This window comes from Paenibacillus sp. FSL R7-0179 (genome assembly GCF_038002265.1).
Taxonomy (GTDB): domain Bacteria; phylum Bacillota; class Bacilli; order Paenibacillales; family Paenibacillaceae; genus Paenibacillus_AQ.
Genome location: NZ_JBBOCC010000001.1, coordinates 221,295 through 243,047, shown reverse-complemented (window position 1 = coordinate 243,047; position 21,753 = coordinate 221,295). Strand labels below are relative to the sequence as shown.

Here is a 21,753-nt window from a genome sequence, read left to right as displayed (position 1 = left end):
CGCTCTAAACTAATCTAAATGAGGTGTCCAAACGTGTCAGAAGCGTACAAGAAAGCCGGAGTGGATATTGCGGCTGGCAATGAAGCAGTAGAACGCATGAAGAAGCATGTGAAGCGCACATACCGCCCAGAGGTAATGACGGAGCTGGGCGGCTTCGGCGCCCTGTTCGGCCTGAATAAGGACAAGTACGAAGAGCCGGTTCTCGTATCGGGAACAGATGGTGTGGGCACGAAGCTGAAGATCGCGTTCGCGGCTGACCGCCACGACACGATTGGCATCGATGCGGTCGCCATGTGCGTGAATGACATCGTGGTACAGGGCGCTGAGCCGCTGTTCTTCCTCGATTATCTGGCCTGCGATAAGGTTGTGCCGGAAAAGATTGAAGCCATCGTATCCGGGATCGCGGAAGGCTGCCATCAGGCGGGCTGCGCGCTGATCGGCGGCGAGACTGCGGAGATGCCCGGCATGTATGCGGCGGGCGAATATGATATCGCCGGATTCACTGTCGGCGTGGCCGATAAGGCGAAGCTGGTCACCGGAGCAGACATTGCTCCAGGAGACACAGTTATTGGACTGGCTTCGAGCGGGATTCACAGCAATGGCTTCTCGCTGGTGCGCAAGCTGCTGCTGGAGGAAGACGGTTACGGCCTGGATGAGGTTGTACCGGAGCTGGGAGCGCCGTTGGCAGACGTTCTGCTGGCCCCGACCCGGATCTACGTGAAGCCGCTGCTTGCACTGCTGGAACAGCTTCCGGTCAAGGGCATGGCCCATATTACCGGCGGCGGATTCATCGAGAATATTCCGCGCGTATTGCCGGAGAATGTGAATGTAGAGATCAACTACGGCTCCTGGCCGATTCAGCCGGTCTTCACTCTGATGCAGAGCAAGGGGCAGGTCAGCAACCGTGACATGTTCACCACGTTCAATATGGGCGTAGGGCTGGTGCTGGTAGTGGCAGAAGCGGACGCAGAGCGTGCGCTTGCGCTGCTTAAGGCCAGCGGGGAAGAGGCTTACCGGATCGGCACAGTTACTGAAGGAGAGCGCGTCGTTACCTTCACGGGAGCTGAAGTCTGATGGAGTGGGGCCGAATCGCTGTCTTTGCCTCCGGAACAGGCAGCAATTTCGCTGCACTGGTCCAGGCACAGCGGGAGGGCAGGCTGGGCGGAGGCAGCATAGAGCTGCTGGTCTCGGATAAACCGGAAGCGCCTGTAGCACAGCGGGCAGAGGAGGCAGGAATTCCTGCTCTGCTGCTGCGGCCGAAGGACTTCGCGGGCCGGGAGCAGTACGAGGCCGCGATTGTTGCTGAATTGCAGCGGCGGAACATCGGACTGGTGGTGCTGGCCGGCTATATGCGTCTGGTCTCCCCGGTTCTGCTCGCACCGTATACCGGACGGATCATCAACATTCATCCTTCGCTGCTGCCGGCGTTTGCCGGGAAGGACGCCATCGGGCAGGCGCTGGAGTATGGCGTGAAGCTGACGGGCGTGACCGTGCATTTTGTAGATGGAGGCATGGATACGGGACCGGTGATTGCCCAGCGCAGCGTGGAGGTCCAATCTGGAGATACCGCCGAATCGCTGGCTGCACGCATCCATCAGGTTGAATACGCGCTGTATCCTGAGGTAGTGAGTGCTTTTGCCGCCGGAAAAGTAGAATTGAACGGAAGAATGACGACTATTGCCGATTAAGCGAAGCTGTTGTATAGCTACCTGTGTTGACTGTTGAACCGGACTGATTTCGACATTTCAGGCAAACCCCGGCCGATTCTGATATTTCTCGGGAAATACTGCTGGAGCGTCAGAAATTGACGTAAGCTCTGGCGGCTTGGCCTGAAATTGCGAAAATACAGGTTTGCTGGCGTAAAGACAGAAGCACAAATAGCAGGACAGAAACACCAGGAAATTCTAAAATAATAGTTTGTTCTGCAGGATTCATCGCTGCAATCATCCGGAGTTCATCCGACAATCATCCACAGGTACAAGGTAATACTAATTTAAAGGTTTAGTATTCCCAACTCAATAAGCTAAGCTGCTGGAACAGGTGGATTTTCTCCATCTAATCTGGCTGATATATGCGGTTAGCGGAGCACAAGTGGAAAAAGTACAACTAATCCGGCCTCAATCGAATGATTGACCTTATCTGGCGTCATTTAAGTGTACATTTTCCAACTACTGCCCCGCTACGTGCTTCCCCGCCGAAATTAGATGACAAAAATCCAACTAAATCAGCTGCACCAATGAGTGGGGGCAAGCCGTCTTCAAGAGCAGCTGATCCATCAAGTAACTCTTACAACACCCCAATAATCTAGCGTCAATCCAGAGGAGGACTATTCAAAGTGAGTATCAAGAGAGCGCTGGTCAGCGTATCGGACAAACAGGGCATCGTGGATTTTTGCCGCGAGTTGTCTGCATTAGGCGTAGAAATTATCTCCACAGGCGGCACCAGCACACTTCTCGCGAAGGAAGGCGTTCCGGTCATTGGCATCTCTGATGTTACCGGCTTCCCTGAGATCATGGATGGACGCGTCAAAACCTTACATCCAGCCGTACACAGCGGCCTCCTGGCCGTTCGTGACAACGAAGAGCATACCCGTCAGATGAATGAGCTCGGCCTTGATTACATCGACCTTGTCGTGGTGAATCTGTATCCGTTCGCGGAGACGATTGCCAAGCCGGATGTGTCTTATGAAGAGGCGATCGAGAACATTGATATCGGCGGACCGACGATGCTGCGTTCTGCGGCGAAGAACCATGCGTTTGTCAGTGTGGTGGTCGATGCGGCCGACTATGCGAATGTGCTTGAAGAAGTACGCGCCGGTGGGGATACAACCCTTGCAACCCGCAAACGTCTTGCGGCCAAAGTCTTCCGCCATACGGCGGCTTACGACGCCCTGATTGCCGATTATCTGGCGAATGTCACCGGTGAACCGCTGCCGGAGCGCTATACGGTCACTTATGAGAAAATCCAGGATCTGCGTTACGGGGAGAACCCGCATCAGAAGGCTGCGTTCTACCGCAAGCCGCTGGCGGCGCAGGATACCCTGACGGCTGCCGAGCAGCTGCACGGCAAAGAGCTGTCCTACAACAATATCAATGACGCGAACGCGGCGCTCCAGATTGTCAAAGAGTTCGAGGAGCCTGCCGTTGTAGCCGTGAAGCATATGAATCCTTGCGGAGTCGGCGTGGGCACTAGTGTCTATGAAGCGTATCAAAAAGCGTACAATGCGGACCCTACCTCCATCTTCGGCGGAATTGTGGCTGCCAACCGGATTATTGATGCGGACACGGCTAATCTGCTGAAGGATATTTTCCTCGAAATCGTGCTTGCACCGGGCTTCACCGAGGAAGCACTGGACATTTTGACCAAGAAAAAGAACATCCGCCTGCTTAAGCTTGGCCACCTCAGCACTGCCGCATCCCGAAAGAGCAGCTTTGTGGTCACCTCTGTTGAAGGAGGTATGGTAGTGCAGGAGAGTGATGTACATTCTGTGAATCCTGAGGAATTGCAAGTGGTAACCGACCGTAAGCCTACCGAAGAAGAGCTGAAGCAGCTGTTGTTCGGCTGGAAGGTCGTGAAGCATGTGAAGTCCAACGCCATCGTGCTGGCGGCTGACGATATGACGGTCGGTGTAGGTGCAGGACAGATGAACCGTGTCGGTGCGGCCAAGATTGCCATTGAGCAAGCAGGCGGGAAAGCGAAGGGGGCTGTGCTGGCATCAGACGCTTTCTTCCCGATGGGCGATACTCTGGAAATGGCTGCGAAGGCGGGCATTACGGCAGTGATTCAGCCGGGAGGCTCGATCAAGGACGAAGAGTCGGTTAAGGTTGCCAATGAATACGGCATTGCCATGGTCTTCACCGGCGTACGCCACTTCAAACACTAGCACGCTGGGAGGATCAGAGTCTTATGGATATTTTAGTAGTCGGCGGCGGCGGACGCGAGCATGCGATCATCTGGAGCTTGTCCCGCAGTCCCCGTGCCGGTAAAATCTACTGCGCTCCCGGCAATGCCGGGATTGCGCAGCTTGCGGAATGTGTGCCGATCGGCGTCTTCGAGTTCGATAAGCTGACCGCTTTTGCCAAGGAAAAAGAGGTAGGTCTGGTGGTGATCGGACCGGATGATCCGCTCGCTGCAGGCATTGTCGATGCCTTCGAAGCCCAGGATATCCGTGTATTCGGCCCGCGTAAGAATGCCGCAGAGATTGAGGGCAGCAAGACCTTCATGAAGGATCTGCTGCATAAATACAGCATTCCGACAGCCGCGTACGAGAAATTCAGCGATTATGAGACCGCCCTGTTTTATCTGCGGAGCCAAGCGCTGCCGATTGTCATCAAGGCGGACGGCCTGGCCGCAGGCAAAGGGGTAACCGTGGCGTATTCCCGGGAGGAAGCGGAGCAGGCCCTTCAGGAGATCATGGTCGACAAGGTTTTCGGGGAAGCAGGTGCGCAGGTAGTCATTGAAGAGTTCCTTGCCGGGCAGGAAATGTCGATTCTGGCGTTCGTGGATGGCGAAACGGTGCGGCCAATGGCTGCGGCCCAGGACCATAAGCCTGTATTCGACGGCGATAAAGGACCTAATACGGGGGGCATGGGTACCTATTCCCCGCTGCCTCATATCGATGAAGCGATCATCCGTGAAGCGGTAGAGACGATTATTGAACCGACAGCCAGAGCGATGGTAGCAGAGGGGCGGCCCTTCAGCGGAGTGCTGTTCGCCGGGCTGATGATCTCGCCGGACGGCAGACCGAAGACGATTGAGTTCAATGCCCGTTTCGGGGACCCGGAGACCCAGGTGGTTCTTCCCCGGCTGCGGAGCGATCTGCTGGAGATCTTCCTGGCTGTGACCGAAGGCAGACTCGCCGATATTCCGATCGAGTGGAGCGATGAGGCGGCAGTCTGCGTGGTCCTGGCCTCGGAGGGATATCCCGGGCCTTATCCGAAGGGAGTGCCGATCAGCGGGCTGGAAGACAGCGGCTCGGCACTGGTCTTCCATGCTGGAACTGCACGCAGCGAGGACGGCGGCTGGGTGACTACCGGCGGCCGCGTGCTTGGAGTGGTAGGCCTGGGGGCAACCATTGCCGAAGCACGTACATCAGCTTATGCCAGTGCGGAGACTATTACGTTTGCGGGTAAACAGAACCGCAGTGATATCGCAATGAAGGCACTGGTCTGAGGAGAAAGTCCCAAAAAAAGGACTGACAAGTTGTAGGAGAAGTGCTATAATACAACTCGTACGGGGGAAAATGTGCGGATATATACAGATAAAGGGTCTTTCCTTTCTAAGGAAAGGCCTTTTTTAAAATTGAAGCATTCATATGTTTCGCGCTACGAATGCTATTATAGTACAATAACAGCGATGCTTATGCGGATGTACAGTTACTGATTTAAGGGGGAATTAGTTTTGAGTAAGGTAGGAAGAAACGACTTATGCCCGTGTGGAAGCGGGAACAAATATAAGAAATGCTGCATGGAGAAAGACAGAGCCGCAGCCCAGTCGATGCTGCGGCTGGTTAACGCAGGAGATGCAGCTGCGCAAGCACCTGTAACCATTCCCGGCGTAATCGTGCAAGAGGAACAGCCGGCTACGGTAAGTGCTGCTCCTGCTGCGGGCAAGCTAACGCTGCCCAAGCTCAAGAAGATGGTGACGAAGGAGCTGAGCTGGGAGCATCCGGCCCATGAACAGCTGGCGATGGAGCTGATCGAGCGTATGAGAGACCAGTATGACCGGGAGCTGATTCTGGAGGCACTGCTGCTGTGGAACGGTTTCTCCCGCCAGACCAAGCCGGCCGTGAAGAAGACAGGCTCCTTCTGTGCGGCAATCGAATACCTGCTGTCCGAGGAATACGGCTTCATGCTGTCGCAGGCGGAGCTGGCAGACAAATACGCGATTACCACGGCCACGATCTCCCGCAAGGTTAAAGAGATCTATAACTATGTCGAGGAATACGGCATGACCGGGGAAGCAGACGATTTGATGGCGCTGAACGGAGACGAAACTCCGCAGGAGAAGGCGCAGACCCTTCTGGCCCAAGCTATGGAGGCAACCTCTGCGAAGCGGCGGGTCCAATTGGCGGAGAAGGCGCTGGAGCTCTATCCGGACTGCCCGGAAGCCTACCTTATTCTCGCCGAGGAGACGGAGAATGAGGAGGACGCCCGGGAGCTGCTGAAGGCGGGAATCGCCGCAGGCAGACGGGAGCTGGGCGAGTCTTATTTTACGAAGCATAAAGGGTTCTTCTGGGGGCTCTATGAGACCCGTCCTTATATCCGGATCTGCCAGAGCTACGCGGAATCCTGCTGGTTCGGCGGTAAGGCGGAGGAAGCAACAGAGATGCTGGAGCATATTCTGGAGCTTAATAAGGATGATAATACCGGTGCCCGCTATCTGCTGACTGCTGTATATCTGTATAGCAACCAGCTTGAAGCAGCAGAGCGGATCATTAAGAACTACGGTGAAGAGGATGCGGCTGCGGCTTTTGCCTATGACCGGATTGTGCTGGAGTTCAAGAAGAACGGGATTACCTCGCAGCTCAAAATGCTCTACCGCATAGCCCGCGGAGTGAACAAGCATGTGCCGGATTACCTGCTGGGCTTGAAGCGGCTGCCGAATAATCTTCCGGATTTTGTCGGTATGGGTGATCCCAATGAAGCGATTGAATATGTAATTATGCACTCGCGCTTGTGGGCGAGCCTGCCGGACCTGCTTAAGTGGATGCTGAAGCAATAGACGCTATAGGTGAATACCAGACACAGTCCTTCGGGGCTGTGTTTTTTTATGGAAATTAGGAGCGACCTCCGTGATTTCATCGCACACCGCCCATGTAATCGAACAACCGACTACAATGGCGATGGCGGGGGTAGATGAGCGCAATGTAATCGAAAAACCGACTACAATGGCGGTGGTGGTCATACCCCTGTCAAGTAGACAGATAAAAAAAGCTAAGCAGCCAGCGCGTGTCGATACTCAATCGGCGCGCGCTGTTTAAGTTTGGCCTGAAAACGTTGGTAATTGTAAAAGTAGATATACTCCTCAACGGCTTGATGAATCTCTGCTTCTGACTTACACTGGTGAAGGTACAACTTTTCTGTCTTCAGATGCGAAAAGAAGGATTCGATGCAGGCGTTATCCAGGCAGGTTGCTTTGCGAGAGTGGCTGCCCTTGACGCTGAATGCCTCTAATCGTGTGTTGTACGCCTGAGACGTGTACTGAAAGCCTTGGTCCGAATGGAGCACGGCCTCAGACACGTCTCTTTTCCGTGTCCACTGTTCAACGGTATCTAAGACGAGGTTTACGTCGTTTCGCTCCGAGATCTGCCAAGCTACAATTTCATTGTTGAAGAGGTCCTGAATCGCAGACAGATAATAAAAGCGGGTGCCGTCTGAGATATACGTGATATCCGTTACTAGCTTCTGCTGAGGTGCTGTTGCATGAAACTTACGCTTTAACCGGTTCGGGTAGACCACGGAAGGCGCAGAGCCCGCACGACTCCTTTTCTTGCGAATGACGGACTGGATCGATAGCTCTTTCATGAGCCGCCATACCTTCTTGTGGTTGACGAGGTAGCCTGCCTCCCGCAGGGCTGCCTGCATTCGGGGGTACCCGAAATAGGGATGAGCCAGGTGAATAGCCACCATATGCTCTTTCATGGCGTGCTCTTGCTCATGGGCATCCTTTCGTCGAGCTTGTGCACCTCGCCACTTGTAGTAATTTGCCCGCGGCACCTCTGCAATGGTTAATAGGCGGGTGACGCCATGCTGGTCACGTAGTTCTTCGATGACGGCGTATTTGTCGTGTAGTCCAAGCTTCCCTCCCTTTACAGATTTGGATACCGCTTTTTTAAGTAGTCCACCTGTGCCTTTAAGTAATCTCGTTCTTCTTCTATACTGGCAAATGTAGAACGTGGACGTCCTTTTAAAGGGCTTGTTGCCCCTTTTTGTGTATCGAGTGGCTCCCCATTGCGATATTTCTTTACCCATACTTTAAGCTGGGTACAGTTCACAATCCCCAACCTGTCGGAGACAACCTTATAGCTCTCACCTCCTGTAAGATAGGCTTGAATAGCCTCTTTCTTGAATTCCTCTGTGTACGATTGAAATACTTGTCCCTTTTTGGCCATACCAACATCCCCCTCCAGTTCCTCACTTCCTCATGTTAACACATGAGGTTTTTTACGAGTGTCTACTTGAAGGGGATAATACCAGTGGCGGGGGTAGATGAGCGCAATGTAATCGGAAAACCGACTACAATGGCGGTGGGATTGGGCAACATATAAAACCCCTTGCCAACTTAGTCTAATTAGACTATATTATGAATTATAGACTAATTAGACTAAACTATCTGAAAAGAGGTCCTCCTAATGTTATTTATTACTGGAGCAACTGGAACTGTCGGAAATCGGGTTGTACATCACCTCAATTCTAAGGCTGTCCATTTCAAGGCCCTCACCCGGACACCGGAGAAGCTGATAAGCGATCAGAGCGATCATATGAGTGTCGTCACCGGCGATATCAAGGAGTGCAGCGTCTGGTCAGACAGCCTAAGCGGTGTGGAGACCTTATTCCTGATTCTGCTGGATGATGCCGAAGAGATTCTCCAGGCTGCCCGGGACAAGGGTGTACGGAACATCGTGTTTTTATCCTCAGCCTCCATCAACCGCTCGGATGCCGGTTACAATGAGAACGCCATGAAGCATAAGAAGGTCGAGGAGCAGATACAGGCGTATGGCTTTCGGTATGTGTTCATCCGGGCGGAGGCCTTCATGCACAATACCGTTTACTGGAAGGACCTTTTTAGATACAATAAGGGGACGATCCGGTTACCGGCCCTGGAGGCTAAGCTGGCCAGTGTGCATGAAGCTGATATTGCCGAAGTGATCAGTGAGGTAGTAGCGGATTTTGACAGATTCTCCGGGCAGGTCTTGACGCTCACAGGAGCAAATATTCTTAGCCAGCGGAACATATTGACGGAAATCTCCAAGCAGCTTGGACAATCGATTCAACTGGAAGAGCAGACGATCGGGGACTTCCGTTCCTATATGAGTAAGTACATCGCTGAAGAGTATATCACCCTTAGAGTCCGGGACTGGGAGTATAGCCTGAAGCACAAGCTCGCCGTGACAGATACGGTGCTGACGATTCTTGGCCGGGAGCCTTATACGTTCAGAGAATGGATTGCGGAGCATCTCGGTGATTTTCAATAAATACAGAAAGAGGAATTCACTATTATACCCTTACTTATACTGGGTCTGCTGAAGGATTGCGGACAATCCAGCGCTTATGAATTGCTCAGTGTCTTCAAGGAACGGGATTACCGCTACCTTATCCATATGACAAAGGGATCGCTGTATTACAACCTCCAGAAGCTGGCGGGTGAAGGCTTGGTCCGGCTGGTGGAGGTCGTTAGCGTGAACAACTATCCCGAGCAATACATCTACGAGATTACCCCGCAGGGTGACGAGCATTTCAAAGGACTGATGGCCAAATACTCGGTGCAGACGGACGATATTACGTTAGCCTTTTATATGACTACGCTGTTCGCCCACCAATATGATCCTGAGCAATTCAAGGCGGCTGTAGCGGTGCAGATGGAACAGACACGGCGCAAAATTGCTGAAATTGACCATGCGCTGGATGCCAAGCAAGATAAGATCTACGATACGGCCAAATCGATGATGAATAATGTCAGAGCACACCATGAACTCAACCTGAAGTGGTTTCAGGAGCTGCTGGAACAGTAGGACGGTGTACTCCCCATACTCCCTTTTATTTGCTGAATACAGCAGAGACAAGGGAGTATTTTTTTTGTGCAAAAAACCTGACATGAATAAGCGTAAATGCGGAAGAAGCGGGTGTTTAACAGGGTAATCATGAGAAAATACCTGACATGGACACAGTTCTTTCACAGCTTGCGGAGAAACGGTAAAGGGATAAAGGGATTTTTTGCAGAAATAAGTCGAAAAGACAGAGAATAGCCGCAGGTAGAGCTTAAGGCCTGAGTCTATTGACATGGGGATGGGGGAGTTGTATGAAAGCATTAAGGAATATGGGGATTCGTAGCAAGCTGTTTTTGTCGGTGATTCTGTCTGTGGTGGTTATTTTCATAGCGGTGTCTATAGTGATCTACAGCAATGCCAAGCAGCTTATCGTGGACGGGCTGAAGAGCTCACTGACGTACGAGAAAGGGGAGATCGGGGTGCAGGTCAGTGACCTGCTGCAGCCTGCTATTGACAGTGTGGCGCTGCTCAATGCCAATGCCTATCTCCGCGATTTCATCCCGAGGGTGAAGGATGCGCAGACGCTGAAGACTACGGACGGGTACGCGCAGCTGATCCAGACGCTGAACCTGATCAAGAACAACAATAAGAATCTGCTCAATGTATACATAGGTCTGGATGCGGTGAACAAGGTGATTACCCAGGATGAATTCGAGCCTCCGGCAGACTATGTGCTGAAGGAGCGAAGCTGGTATTCCGCTACGGCTGCGAACAAGCGTGTTACCATTACCAATCCTTATATTGATGCCGGGTCAGGCAAACTGGTCGTCAGTGTCAGCACACCGCTGCTTGATGATTCAGGCAAGCTGCTCGGTGTGGCGAGTGCAGATATTTCAATTGAGCAGATTACAGCGGCGCTGGGCGCTTTTAATTATAAGGGCAGCGGCTATGCCGTGCTGATTGATGAGACAGGGACGTTCATCTACCATCCCAATCCGGATCATATCCTGCTGAAGAAGATGGCTGACCTGGGCGGATCGTGGAAGGCTGTTGGCGATAAAATGCTGCAGTGGGGCTCGAATGTCTTCCAGACAGAAATAGATGGCGAGCCCAGCTATGTATCCTATTCACCGGCTGTGGCTAACCAGTGGTCAGTCGCACTGATCGTACCGCAGAAGCATGCGGAGCTTGCGCTGAAGCGCTTTGAGCTGATTTTCTTCCTCTCGATCATTGCTTCAATTGCGGTGCTGTCTGTCCTGCTGTATCTGGTCTCGGGCAGTATCCTGAAGCAGATTCCGCTGCTCACAGCTGCGTTCGGGCAGGCGAAGGACGGAGACCTGTCGGTAAGGGCAAGAGTGACCGCGGGAGGCGAGATCGGGGTGCTGGCCGAGAGCTTCAACGATATGATTGAGTCGCAGCAGCCGCTGATTCAGGAGATTATGCACAGCTCGCAGAGTATCTCGGGAGCGGTAGGGAATACAGAGCAGAACGTATTCGTGCTGGACGGCAGCATCACCGATATCTCAGGAGTTACGGAGGAGCTGTCGGCAGGTCTGCAGCAGACCGCCGCCTCGATGGAGGAGATGAATGCCAGCACAATCCAGGTCGAGGCTGCGATCCATGGGATTGCCCGCAAAGCCCAGGAGGGGGCGGAAGCCGCCGGAGAAATTAACGTACGGGCGGGGCGGCTGAAGGAGAGAGCCTGGGAATCCCGCACACAGGCGGATAGCGTGTATGGGCTTAGTGAAGAGAAGCTGCGCACGGCCATCGAACAGTCGGGGTCGATCTCGCAGATCAGCGCGCTTACGGGCGCCATTCTGGAGATTGCCGCCCAGACCAACCTGTTATCGTTGAATGCTTCAATTGAAGCGGCACGGGCCGGAGAAGCGGGCCGGGGGTTCGCTGTAGTGGCGGAGGAGATCCGTAAGCTAGCCGATAATTCGCGTGAGACGGTGACTGAGATCCAGGGAGTGACTGGAGCGGTAGTGCAGGCGGTGTCCAATCTGGTGGAGGCTGCGGAGAGTATGCTTGGCTTCATGGACAGCCAGGTGAAGAAGGACTACGATGCCATGCAGGAGACCGGAGAGCGGTACAGTGAGGATGCCAGGTATATTGAGGAGCTGGTGACGGATTTCAGCGCCACCTCGGAAGAGCTGCTCGCTTCCATTCAGAGCATGCTTACAGCGATCAGCGAGACAAGCAGTGCGACGAATGAGGGGGCGGAAGGAGCGGGGGCCATTGCTGCCGGAGCGGAGCAGATCATCGGGCGTTCCGGCAGCATCGTAGCGGAGATGGAGGAGATTAAGCTCAGCTCGGCGCAGCTGCTGAGTGCAGTGTCGAGGTTTAAGGTATAGGGGGCTGCGTTGAGCGGGCGGTCCGGCTGGTAGAAGCCGGACCGCCCGCTTGACTTGCTTATCGGCAGGGTGCTCCTGCGCTCCATTCCACTCTCAGTGGATGTTATAGTGTATGGAGAGGACAAGGGTTGAAAAAAAGTCCTTGGAAGAGTATGTTACAAGAAGCGAAACGATAAGAAAGAGACAGTGAGGCGGGGAAAACATGAGAGAAGGCGAAAACCGGATCGTAGGAATGGAAGATATTGTACGCGCACACCATGTGCTGCGGGAGGTTATCGTCCGTACGCCGCTCCAGCTGGATGCGGTATTGTCGGCCAAATACGGCTGTAATGTATATTTGAAACGTGAGGATCTGCAGATTGTACGCTCCTTCAAAATCCGGGGAGCCTATAATATGATCCGCAGTCTGTCTGACGAAGACAGAGCCAAGGGCATCGTCTGCGCCAGCGCGGGCAATCATGCCCAGGGGGTGGCTTATTCCTGCAAGGCACTAGGCATCAAAGGCAAGATATTCATGCCTAGCACTACTCCTAATCAGAAGATTAAGCAGGTCCGGCGCTTCGGCGGCGAATTCGTCGAGGTAATTCTGAAGGGTGATACCTTCGATGATGCTTACGATGAAGCGCTGCAGGCTTGCATTGACCATAGCATGACCCTGATTCATCCGTTCGATGAGCCGCGTATTATTGCCGGCAACGGTACCATTGCCATGGAGGTGATGGAGAATCTGGACAAGCCTGCGGACTTCGTGTTCGTCACCATCGGCGGCGGTGGGCTGGCAGCCGGTGTAGCTACCTATATCAAGACGGTGAGCCCGGCAACTAAGGTTATTGGTGTGGAGCCTAGCGGCGCAGCCTCGATGATTGAGGCTATGGAGAGCGGCGAGGTGGTCACCCTGAAGGAGATTAACAAGTTCGTAGACGGCGCGGCGGTGAAGCGTGTGGGCGGCCTGACCTTCGATATCTGCTCGAAGCTGCTGGATGATGTGGTGAAGGTGCCGGAGGGCAAGGCGTGTACCACTATTCTGGAGCTGTATAACGAGAACGCCATTGTGGTGGAGCCTGCCGGTTCCCTCCCGATTGCTGCGCTGGACATGTACCGTGATCAGATCCGCGGCAAAAGCGTGGTCTGCATCGTCAGCGGCGGCAACAACGATATTGACCGGATGCAGGAGATCAAGGAGCGTTCCCTGATCTATGAAGGGCTCAAGCATTACTTCATGGTCAACTTCCCGCAGCGTGCGGGTGCCCTGCGCGAGTTCCTGACCGAGGTAGTCGGACCTGACGATGATATCACCCGGTTCGAGTACACGAAGAAGAATGAGAAGGAGAACGGCCCGGCCCTGGTCGGCATTGAGCTGATGTCCACCGATGCCTACGCCCCGCTGATTGAGCGGATGAAGCAGAAGGGCGTCGATTACGTGGAGATCAACAAGGATGTCAATCTGTTCAGTATGCTGATCTAATCTTATAGAAAACAGCCCCGTCCGGCGTGATTGCGGACGGGGCTGTTTCCCGTTTTAGGGGAATGTTGCAAGAAGTGCAGCAATACTGCCCCATAGAAGCGACTTATGCTGGAATCCTGCATGAAATGCAACAAAGCCAGCCCTAACTTGCACTAAACACCAGAATTTCTGCAAATGATGCAACAATGTAGCTTATCCAGTAACATTTTTAGAGAAATCCTGCAAAATGTGCAACAATCCGGCTCCATCAAGCGCTCGGTGAGAGAAAACGCTTAGAAAGGGCAAGAGATAGGCGGAGCACCTCCAAGAAAGGAAGAAGCCCTTCAGATCGTATGCGAAAACCGGCTGCAAGGTGGCCAAAAGGCATATGGGCTGGATGAATATCATCAGAAGGCGATGAGGCATCAGCATCCTTCACCCGTTAGGATAATTGTGTCTTGTATGGGATTCAATTGAACCGCCTACAGCTGAGGCACCTCAGTCTCCAAATACTGCTTCGCCTCGTCGTCCAGCAGGTAGCCGTTACTCTTCATCAGCTTCATGAAGCCCTCAAGCTTCTGCAGGAAGGCGCTTGTGCCGCTGTTCTTGGCCAGGATTCCGGTGTAGGCCTTCTGCGCCTCCAGATCCATCTCCAGATTATCGTAATGGAAGAGCGGGGTGTTGTTCTGGCCGTAGAAGGTGTTCACAGCATACTGGTCATACAGCTTCTTGACGGCCTGCGCCCGGTTGGATTTGGGATAGGTCTGGATGAATTGCTCCTGGGTCAGCGCACGGTCGGCCACCTCGCCCCAGGCAATGATCAGCCCGTTATCCTTGGAAGGAGGCAGATCGGATTCAGCCGCCATAATGGAAATATAGCTGCTGATATCCTCCGTTACATAAGGCTTATATTTGCGGTAAGCCGCATAATCAATCACCGGGTAAAAGCTTCCCTCGGCGGTATCCAGCTTGTACCCGCTCTCTCCCGCACTTTGCAGCAGGGCGCGCAGGGCGGCGTTATCCGTACTCTCAGCCAGCTTCTCCATGCTGACTCCTCCTCTGTAGACGGTGAGGAGCTTCCGCTGGACCTCGCTGCTGCTGAATTTCTTCTCCCAGGAGGGGAGCAGCGCCTTATGCAGGTTCTCCAGCTTCAGCGTCAGTACAGTCGCCTGATACGGAGTGACTGCATATAGCTTCGTCTTCATATAGGCAATGGCTCCCGGCAGGTTACCGCTGGACAGCAGCGGCAGCGCGGCCGTATAGACCGCTTCTGCATGGCTGGCAGTCTTAGCGCTTGCAGCTGTACCGGAGGTGCCTGTCCGGCTGCTTCCGCTGCCTTCGGCACCGGCCTGTCCGGCTGCGCCTGCCTGAAGCCCTATGAGCAGGGCGATAGCGGCGGGTAGAACGGTATGCTTTTTCATTCAAGTCTCCTCCTGTGTGGAATGGATGTGGGATACAGCCTCTAAGATGGGAAGAATATGAATTTCAGCCCTAGACCTCCGGCGGCGGCCAGAGCCAGACTGACCCAGGGCGAGACCGGAATGACCGGGAACAGATTATCGAGGAATATGCCGGCGAATACCGCAATCACGGCAATTCCGATGTAGATGCCCAGGGCCTTAATGTCGAAGGTCTTAGGCTTCGGACTGTCGTCCTCCGAGAGGGAGGCCATCCATTTCATAATAAGCTCAACCAACACGATGGAGCCTGCGCCGACAACGACCAGAGTGAACAGGCTAAGCTGGCCGAAGAGTTCGTGCGGACCGCCGCTCCACTGCGTAATCAGGCCGGCAATGCCCATCGTCCCGAACAGCAGGGTCAGAGCGGACCAGGAGATCATCAGGGAGTTCTTCAGCCGGCTGCGCGGTGTGCGCGGCGGGGCACTGTCCATCACGTCCTTGAAATAATCGCCGGGCTTCTCGCCAAAAACCTGCTTGGCGTTCTTCCCCTTGGCTTGTCCCTTCAGCAGCAGCGCGGCCGCCTCCAGCAGCAGCTCCTCTGCACGTACAGCATCTACTGAACTGGCGCGCATCGCCAGAATCATATCTTCGAAATAAGAGCGGTTAGACGGCGTCATCTGCTCCCGCAGCAGGTTGTTCTGCTTAATCATAGCTTTGACTTTCATAGTGTGGACCTATACCTCCAGCATTGAGTGATCAGGATACCTTCAACCTAGAGTATACGTTTGTGAACCAGCCGTGTGCAAGGACAACGTTCGTTCACGAAGGTCTGAATAATCCTTTTGGAAGAGTAAACACTGAAGAGGTGGTGGCTTCACCAACTATAGCTAGAGGGAAGGCAGGGAGCGTTATGGAACAGGAGAACAAGCAGGATCCGGGCAAGGCTGTGAACGGCGGTACCACGCCTGCACCGACTAATGATGTGGGGGACTGGGGCAATTCTGACGGCTTCAGCCTATGGGATGCTGCGGGTCAGGGCCAGGAGGACGGGCTCGGGGATTGGGAAGGCCGGCAGGAGACACACGACATGTTTCACGACAGCTATGACTGAGTGATGCCTAAGCGGATATGGGCCTCTTTCGCTCCAGAGGGAGTGGAAGGGGCCTTTTCTCCTGTAGAGCTGATGTAAGCTGCTGGCTTCATGCGTATTGACAACAAATTAGTACAGATAATATAATAGAAGTATTAATCATACTAAATTAATCGGAATTATTATAATTTAAAATAAATTAGTGAATCAGGGGAGGACGCCGCAATGGAACGGAATATCATCATCCGGCATAACGGAGAGGAATTGACAGCGAGCATACATTATCCGGCCGCAGACCGGGCAGGGACAGGACGGTGCAAGAACCGGGTGCCGCTTGCAGTGATCTGCCACGGCTTCGTGGGCAGCCGGATCGGTGTCGACCGGATCTTCGTCAAGGCCGCCCGGGAGCTGGCGCAGGATGGCTATATGGTAATCCGTTTCGATTATGCAGGCTGCGGGGAGAGCAGCGGCGATTACGGCAGTGAGGATATGGAGTCGATGATCGGGCAGACCCGGGCGGTGCTGGATTACGGCATCAGCTCGGCCGATGTGGACCCGCAGCGTGTGACGCTGATCGGACACAGTCTGGGCGGCGCGGTGGCGCTGCTGACCGGTGTCCGTGACCGGCGGGTGAAGAATCTTGTACTGTGGTCAGCCGTCGGCTATCCCTTCAATGACATCGTCAAGATTGTCGGCAGGGAAGCCTTCGACCGGTCGGTGAAGAGCGGTTCGGCCGATTACGCCGGCTATTCGTTCACTCCGGTATACTTCAATTCCCTGGCCGCTTTCCAGCCGTTCCAAGAGGCAGGGAAGTTCAGCGGCGATGTGCTGGTTATCCACGGGACTTCCGACGATGTGATTCCTGTAGATTATGCGTTCCTCTACCAGAAGCTGTTCTGGACCCGGCCGGAAGGACGGTGCGACAAGGAGATTATTTTCCAGGGCGATCATACCTTCTCTTCGGGTCCGGCGCAGGAGCAGGTGCTGAAGCGTACCCGGGATTGGATGAACCAGCAGGAGCATCTGCAGGAGGAATGGCAGAACTGGATGATATAGGAGCGGTAACGGCACTCGCAATGGCAGGGAATTAGCTGTAAAATAAAGGGGAAGACCATACCGGAAATGGAGGCTCTTACCCTATGAAATTACCGGCCTTTTTCATTGCGCACGGCTCTCCGCTGCTGGTACTTGAGGATAACGACTATACGCGTTTCCTGCAGCGGCTGGGTTCGGATCTGGGGAAGCCCCGCGGCATTGTGATCTTCTCAGCTCATTGGGACAGTCCCGATCAGCTGATCACAGTGGACGCACAGCATGAAACGCAGCATGATTTCTACGGATTCCCGGAAGAGATGTATCAGCTGAGTTATCCTGCTCCAGGTGATCCTGCACTCAGCAACCGTATTTCGGAGCTGTTCAAGAATAGTAATCTGCCCCATCAGCCCGTGCTGGGCCGGGGTCTGGATCATGGCGCATGGGTTATCCTGAGCACCATGTTCCCGCAGGCGGATATTCCGGTCGTGGCCTTATCTGTGGATTCGCTCCGCTCGCCTGAGGAGCAGTACAACATCGGCCGGATGCTTGCACCGCTGCGCGAGGAAGGTGTCCTCCTGATTGGCAGCGGCGGTCTGGTGCATAATCTCAGACTGCTGAAGCAGAAGGATCAGCCGGAGCAATGGGCGCTTGACTTCGACGGATGGATTGCAGGGCGGCTTAAGGCCTGGGATCTTCGCTCCCTGTATGCGTATGAGAAGCAAGCGCCGCATGTGAGGGAGGCTGTACCTGCCTACGGCAAGGAGCATTTTATCCCGCTCTTCTATGTAATGGGGGCAGCCGATGAAGGCAGACGGGCACAGCTAATGATTCAGGCCTACCAATACGGTACACTCAGCCTGAACTGCTGGATGCTTGACTGACTACTATATGAATGTCAAACGAATGGGTACAGGATACAGCCGTTAATCAGGCTGTGTCCTTTTTTCGTTACCGGGGATAGTATATATTTCAAAAATGGGCGGATATCCAAACCGGCGCATAAGGAAGCGCGGAACAGCAGGTGGATTTTCTCCACTTGTTCAGGAACGGTACATCACCTTTCCGGCAACAGTTGGAAAATCAACACTTAATAATCGACGAAAAATCAAATTGGACAAAACTCACGAAATTAAATGACGTTTATCCAATTAATTCCCCTGAATGAGTAAAATCCTCCAAATTAAGATACGTTTATCCATTTATTGCATAGAGCGAATGAGTGACGTAGAGCGGTTGATTGACGTAGAGCGGATAATTGGTGTAGAGCCGATGGAATCATGAGCAGCAACAGCAATAGGCATTGGGTCTGATCCAGCCGTAAGGAGGCGTAGATGTACCACCAGGAAATGTGTGAGATAGTGCGTTCTGTGAAGATTTTTGCTGCACTCAAGACAAACTCTGCCAGCTATGATTAAATGAAGGAAGCAAGCTGTAACTTACGATTAGGAGGAACAACGTGTCTATATCGATGAACCGTTATGTATCCCGTCCTGTATATGCTCTAGTCCTTGCCGCCGTGCTGCTCTCTGCCTGCGGGGAAGAGCAGGCAACGCCTGTGCCTGTGCGGGTGGTAGCGCCTACAGCCCAGGCGCAGCCGACCGAAGTTACGCAGCCGTCGCCGACAGCAACGCCGGCCCCGCCAATAGCGGTCTCCGTCTTAACAGGTCTGCCTGCTGAGGAGGAGAGCCTGCCACGTCCGCTCGCGGTTATGATCAATAATGCTCCGGCGGCCCGTCCGCAATCCGGGATCAGCGAGGCGGATATTCTGTACGAGGTGCTGGCCGAGGGCGGTATTACCCGGCTGATCGGTATCTTTCAGAGTCATGCCGGGGTGGTGAAGATCGGACCGATCCGCAGTATCCGCCCGTATCTGATCGATATCGGCGAGAGCTACGGCGGCATAACGGTGCATGCCGGAGGCAGTCCGGACGCTTATGCCATTCTGCAACGGCAGAAGAAGGCGGATATGGACGAAATCGGCCGCGCGGGTGCCTACTTCTGGCGGGACAAGGAACGCAAGGCTCCCCATAACCTGTACAGTAATGCCGCTAAGCTTAGAGAAGGGGCAACGAAGCTGGGGTATGAGGAGAACGTGAAGGTCCCCGGGTTTCTTTTCAATGATCCGGATTACATACCTGTGGAGGGCACCCCGGCGCTTGCGCTGAGTGTGAACTTCCTGCTGAAGAGCTACAATGTCGGGTACCAATACAACGCAGAGCAGCGCACGTATGCCCGCCTGGTGAACGGCAAGCCGCATCTGGATCTGAATAATAACCGTCCGGTGGAAGCGGCGAACATCATCGTGATGGGTTCGGATCATAAGGTGCTGGACGATGTAGGCCGGTTGCAGGTGGATACGGAGCTGGGAGGAGAAGCGGTGTTGTTACAGCGCGGCGTAGCGATTAACGGCAAATGGTCGCGCAGCCCCGGAGACGTCATCCGGTTTGTGAAGAAGGACGGCAAGGAGGCGCTGATGTTCCCGGGAATCACCCATATTCTGATTGTCCCGAACAGCCCCTCGTTCAGCAGTCATGTCGAATATGAGCTGGCGCCTGCATCCCGCTAAGGCCGGCTGGAGAATTGAATGTTCGGATGATTATTTTCGCGATTACAGGGAATTGTTATTATAGTGTAAAAAAGTTCGGTTTTTTGTCTTCTATCCCTTCTGTCGATATGATAAGATAACAAGGGTTGTCATTCATTTTCATGCGGTTTACATGGAATGACTTCATTTTTTTCACGGCAATATTATGTAAAGGGGTCTTAGACTAATGAAGCTCAGAAAAAAGGATATATTCTTTGAGACGCTGGAAAACATGGCTGACACCATTGTTCAGGCTGCGGATTATTTCGCTCAGAATATCTCGAGTCTCCAGGGCAATGTGGAGAACTTCGCCGGGGAGATGAAGAAATACGAATCCCAGTGCGATACTTACACCCATACTGTCATCAAGGAATTGAACAAGACGTTCATTACGCCGCTGGAGCGGGACGACATCATGGATCTGATCACAAGCATGGACGATGTCATTGATGGTCTGGAGGCCTCTGCCTCGCGTTTCTATATGTATAACCTGCTGGATGCGGATGAATATATTGTTCAGTTCGCAGAGATTCTCCGCCAGAGTGCATACGAGATCCAGAAGGCGGTTCATTTGCTCTCCCAGAAGAAGCTGCTGGCGATCCGCGAATACACCATCCGTCTGAATGATCTGGAGAACCAGGGCGACGAAGTCCTGCGTATCTGCACCAAGGCCCTGTTCGAGACTGTGAAGGACCCGATTGAGCTGATTAAGCGCAAAGAATTGTATGAGCGGCTCGAGACCACCACGGATAAATGTGAAGACGTAGCCAACATGCTGGAATCGATCATCATGCGTAACTCATAAGGGGCCTTAAATATGGATACATCTATATATGTATTAGCTTTTGTTATCTTTCTTGCGCTGGCGTTCGACTTCATCAACGGGTTCCATGATACCGCTAATGCAATTGCTACCTCTGTCTCGACCCGTGCGCTGAAGCCGCGTACAGCCATCATGCTGGCCGCCTCTATGAACTTTATCGGCGCATTGATGTTCACCGGCGTAGCGAAGAAGATCGGGGGCAGCATTACCGATCCGACCCTGCTGGATAACGGGATAGACATTGTCACAGCGACGCTCATTGCGGCAATTATCTGGAATCTGGTCACCTGGTGGCTGGGTATTCCTTCGTCCTCCTCCCATGCGCTTATCGGTGCGTTAGCCGGTGCGGTGTATGTCGGGGCAGGTACAGAGCATATCAAATGGAGCGGGTTCATTGAGATCGTAGAGGGGCTGATTTTCTCCCCGCTGATCGCTTTTGTAATCGGATATATTGTGATGACGATCTTGAAGTGGATCTTCGCGAAGCGCAGTCCGCATACGGTCAACAAGGGCTTCCGTTCGATGCAGATCGTGACGGCCGCGCTGCAATCCTTCACCCATGGTACGAATGATGCGCAGAAGGCGATGGGGATCATTACCTTTGCCCTCGTCACCTCGGGACGGCTCGATACGATGGAGGTTCCGCTTTGGGTTAAGATTGCAGCGGCTACATCCATGGCACTCGGAACGTCTATCGGCGGCTGGAAGATTATTAAGACGATGGGCACGAAGATTTTTAAAATCGAGCCGATCAACGGCTTCGCGGCGGATATTTCGGCGGCCTCTGTTATTTTCACGGCTACGCTGCTGCATCTTCCGGTAAGTACAACCCACGCGATTACCTCATCGATTCTGGGTGTAGGTTCAGCCAAGCGCTTCTCCGCTGTCAAATGGGGAGTGGCCGGACGGATCGTGGTTACCTGGTTCATTACCATTCCGATCAGCGCCTTGCTGTCGGGAGTGATCTTCAAGCTCTTCTTCTAAGACTGAACAGAATAGATTGCCTGGACAAGATGTCGCAGAAGCCATGGATGGCTTTAGGACATCTTTTTTTGCGTTCAGCGGTAAGCCCCGGCCCAAGCGGAGGTTATTTGATTTTTCAAGAGAGGAATGTCACAAAAGGCTACACGAATCTGATAAAAAATGTTAATAGGCATAAAAAGAAAATGAAATACATCACATATTTAAAAGAAAATAACATATGAGAAATGAATTTTGCGTAGTATTATGTAGGATTTGGTAGTCTCTGAAGTAAGGTTTGTTTTAAGTGTTACCATTGCTGACAAACACCCGAATAGACAAAGGAGGCCTGGC

At 53.3% G+C, this 21,753-nt stretch carries 20 protein-coding genes; 15 read left to right on the top strand and 5 right to left on the bottom strand.

The features are described 5' to 3' along the window. Positions 1–33: 33 nt before the first annotated feature. Together purM and purN are read left to right on the top strand one after the other, a co-directional pair. A complete protein-coding gene (gene purM, locus MKX63_RS01005) occupies positions 34–1,074 on the top strand; it encodes a phosphoribosylformylglycinamidine cyclo-ligase (protein ID WP_341014667.1) in 1,041 nt (346 codons plus the stop codon). Beyond that, positions 1,074–1,688 (top strand): phosphoribosylglycinamide formyltransferase, encoded by a 615-nt coding sequence (gene purN, locus MKX63_RS01000; protein ID WP_341014666.1) that lies wholly within the window; start codon positions 1,074–1,076, stop codon positions 1,686–1,688. Before purM ends, purN begins: the two co-directional genes overlap by 1 nt. 109 nt (positions 1,689–1,797) lie before the next feature. Here the strand turns inward: purN and MKX63_RS00995 are convergent, their stop codons facing one another. Next, a complete protein-coding gene (locus tag MKX63_RS00995) occupies positions 1,798–1,947 on the bottom strand; it encodes a hypothetical protein (RefSeq protein WP_341014665.1) in 150 nt (49 codons plus the stop codon). 388 nt (positions 1,948–2,335) lie between these two features. On the opposite strand from MKX63_RS00995, the gene purH reads away from it, so the two are divergent. From purH to MKX63_RS00980, 3 genes are all read left to right on the top strand, one after another. Beyond that, positions 2,336–3,883 (top strand): bifunctional phosphoribosylaminoimidazolecarboxamide formyltransferase/IMP cyclohydrolase, encoded by a 1,548-nt coding sequence (purH, locus tag MKX63_RS00990; protein ID WP_341014664.1) that lies wholly within the window; start codon positions 2,336–2,338, stop codon positions 3,881–3,883. Positions 3,884–3,906: 23 nt separating this feature from the next. Next, entirely contained in the window at positions 3,907–5,172 is a 1,266-nt protein-coding gene (gene purD / locus MKX63_RS00985) for a phosphoribosylamine--glycine ligase (RefSeq protein WP_341014662.1), read from the top strand. A 228-nt stretch (positions 5,173–5,400) separates the two neighbouring features. Then, on the top strand, positions 5,401–6,723 hold the full coding sequence (locus MKX63_RS00980; protein WP_341014661.1) for an SEC-C metal-binding domain-containing protein: 1,323 nt from the start codon (positions 5,401–5,403) through the stop codon (positions 6,721–6,723). Positions 6,724–6,935: 212 nt separating this feature from the next. Here the strand turns inward: MKX63_RS00980 and MKX63_RS00975 are convergent, their stop codons facing one another. Together MKX63_RS00975 and MKX63_RS32520 are read right to left on the bottom strand one after the other, a co-directional pair. Continuing rightward, positions 6,936–7,889 carry an IS3 family transposase gene (locus MKX63_RS00975; RefSeq protein WP_445323511.1) on the bottom strand — a complete coding sequence of 318 codons (954 nt, stop codon included), beginning with the start codon at positions 7,887–7,889 and terminating at the stop codon, positions 6,936–6,938. Next, positions 7,811–8,113, bottom strand: a complete 303-nt coding sequence (locus tag MKX63_RS32520; RefSeq protein WP_445323470.1) for a transposase — start codon at positions 8,111–8,113, stop codon at positions 7,811–7,813. Before MKX63_RS32520 ends, MKX63_RS00975 begins: the two co-directional genes overlap by 79 nt. Before the next feature lie 240 nt (positions 8,114–8,353). On the opposite strand from MKX63_RS32520, the gene MKX63_RS00970 reads away from it, so the two are divergent. The 4 genes from MKX63_RS00970 to ilvA all read left to right on the top strand — a co-directional run bounded on the left by MKX63_RS00970 (position 8,354) and on the right by ilvA (position 13,528). Beyond that, entirely contained in the window at positions 8,354–9,196 is an 843-nt protein-coding gene (locus tag MKX63_RS00970) for an NmrA family NAD(P)-binding protein (protein ID WP_341014660.1), read from the top strand. Continuing rightward, positions 9,197–9,733, top strand: coding sequence for a PadR family transcriptional regulator (locus MKX63_RS00965; protein WP_341018468.1), 537 nt, complete (start codon positions 9,197–9,199; stop codon positions 9,731–9,733). Between the two features lie 287 nt (positions 9,734–10,020). Then, a complete protein-coding gene (locus tag MKX63_RS00960; protein ID WP_341014659.1) occupies positions 10,021–12,063 on the top strand; it encodes a methyl-accepting chemotaxis protein in 2,043 nt (680 codons plus the stop codon). 202 nt (positions 12,064–12,265) lie between these two features. Then, the gene (ilvA, locus tag MKX63_RS00955; RefSeq protein WP_341014658.1) at positions 12,266–13,528 is read left to right on the top strand and encodes a threonine ammonia-lyase IlvA; all 1,263 of its coding nucleotides are present in this window, start codon (positions 12,266–12,268) and stop codon (positions 13,526–13,528) included. A 461-nt stretch (positions 13,529–13,989) separates the two neighbouring features. Here ilvA and MKX63_RS00950 read toward each other — a convergent pair whose 3' ends face one another. Beyond that, positions 13,990–14,928 (bottom strand): hypothetical protein, encoded by a 939-nt coding sequence (locus MKX63_RS00950; RefSeq protein WP_341014657.1) that lies wholly within the window; start codon positions 14,926–14,928, stop codon positions 13,990–13,992. Between the two features lie 41 nt (positions 14,929–14,969). Continuing rightward, complete coding sequence (locus tag MKX63_RS00945) at positions 14,970–15,632, bottom strand: DUF1129 family protein (RefSeq protein ID WP_341014656.1); 663 nt, start codon at positions 15,630–15,632, stop codon at positions 14,970–14,972. Between the two features lie 185 nt (positions 15,633–15,817). Here MKX63_RS00945 and MKX63_RS00940 point away from each other — a divergent pair, with 185 nt between their 5' ends. The 6 genes from MKX63_RS00940 (at position 15,818) to MKX63_RS00915 (ending at position 21,423) form a co-directional block, all read left to right on the top strand. After that, positions 15,818–16,018, top strand: a complete 201-nt coding sequence (locus MKX63_RS00940) for a hypothetical protein (RefSeq protein WP_341014655.1) — start codon at positions 15,818–15,820, stop codon at positions 16,016–16,018. A 204-nt stretch (positions 16,019–16,222) separates the two neighbouring features. Further along, the gene (locus tag MKX63_RS00935) at positions 16,223–17,053 is read left to right on the top strand and encodes an alpha/beta hydrolase family protein (protein ID WP_036693266.1); all 831 of its coding nucleotides are present in this window, start codon (positions 16,223–16,225) and stop codon (positions 17,051–17,053) included. 83 nt (positions 17,054–17,136) lie between these two features. Then, on the top strand, positions 17,137–17,913 hold the full coding sequence (locus MKX63_RS00930) for a DODA-type extradiol aromatic ring-opening family dioxygenase (RefSeq protein ID WP_341014654.1): 777 nt from the start codon (positions 17,137–17,139) through the stop codon (positions 17,911–17,913). A gap of 575 nt (positions 17,914–18,488) precedes the next feature. Then, the gene (locus tag MKX63_RS00925) at positions 18,489–19,598 is read left to right on the top strand and encodes a DUF3048 domain-containing protein (protein ID WP_341014653.1); all 1,110 of its coding nucleotides are present in this window, start codon (positions 18,489–18,491) and stop codon (positions 19,596–19,598) included. Between the two features lie 205 nt (positions 19,599–19,803). Beyond that, the gene (locus tag MKX63_RS00920; protein WP_341014651.1) at positions 19,804–20,421 is read left to right on the top strand and encodes a DUF47 domain-containing protein; all 618 of its coding nucleotides are present in this window, start codon (positions 19,804–19,806) and stop codon (positions 20,419–20,421) included. A gap of 12 nt (positions 20,422–20,433) precedes the next feature. After that, positions 20,434–21,423, top strand: a complete 990-nt coding sequence (locus tag MKX63_RS00915; protein ID WP_341014650.1) for an inorganic phosphate transporter — start codon at positions 20,434–20,436, stop codon at positions 21,421–21,423. The last annotated feature ends 330 nt before the right edge of the window (positions 21,424–21,753 follow it).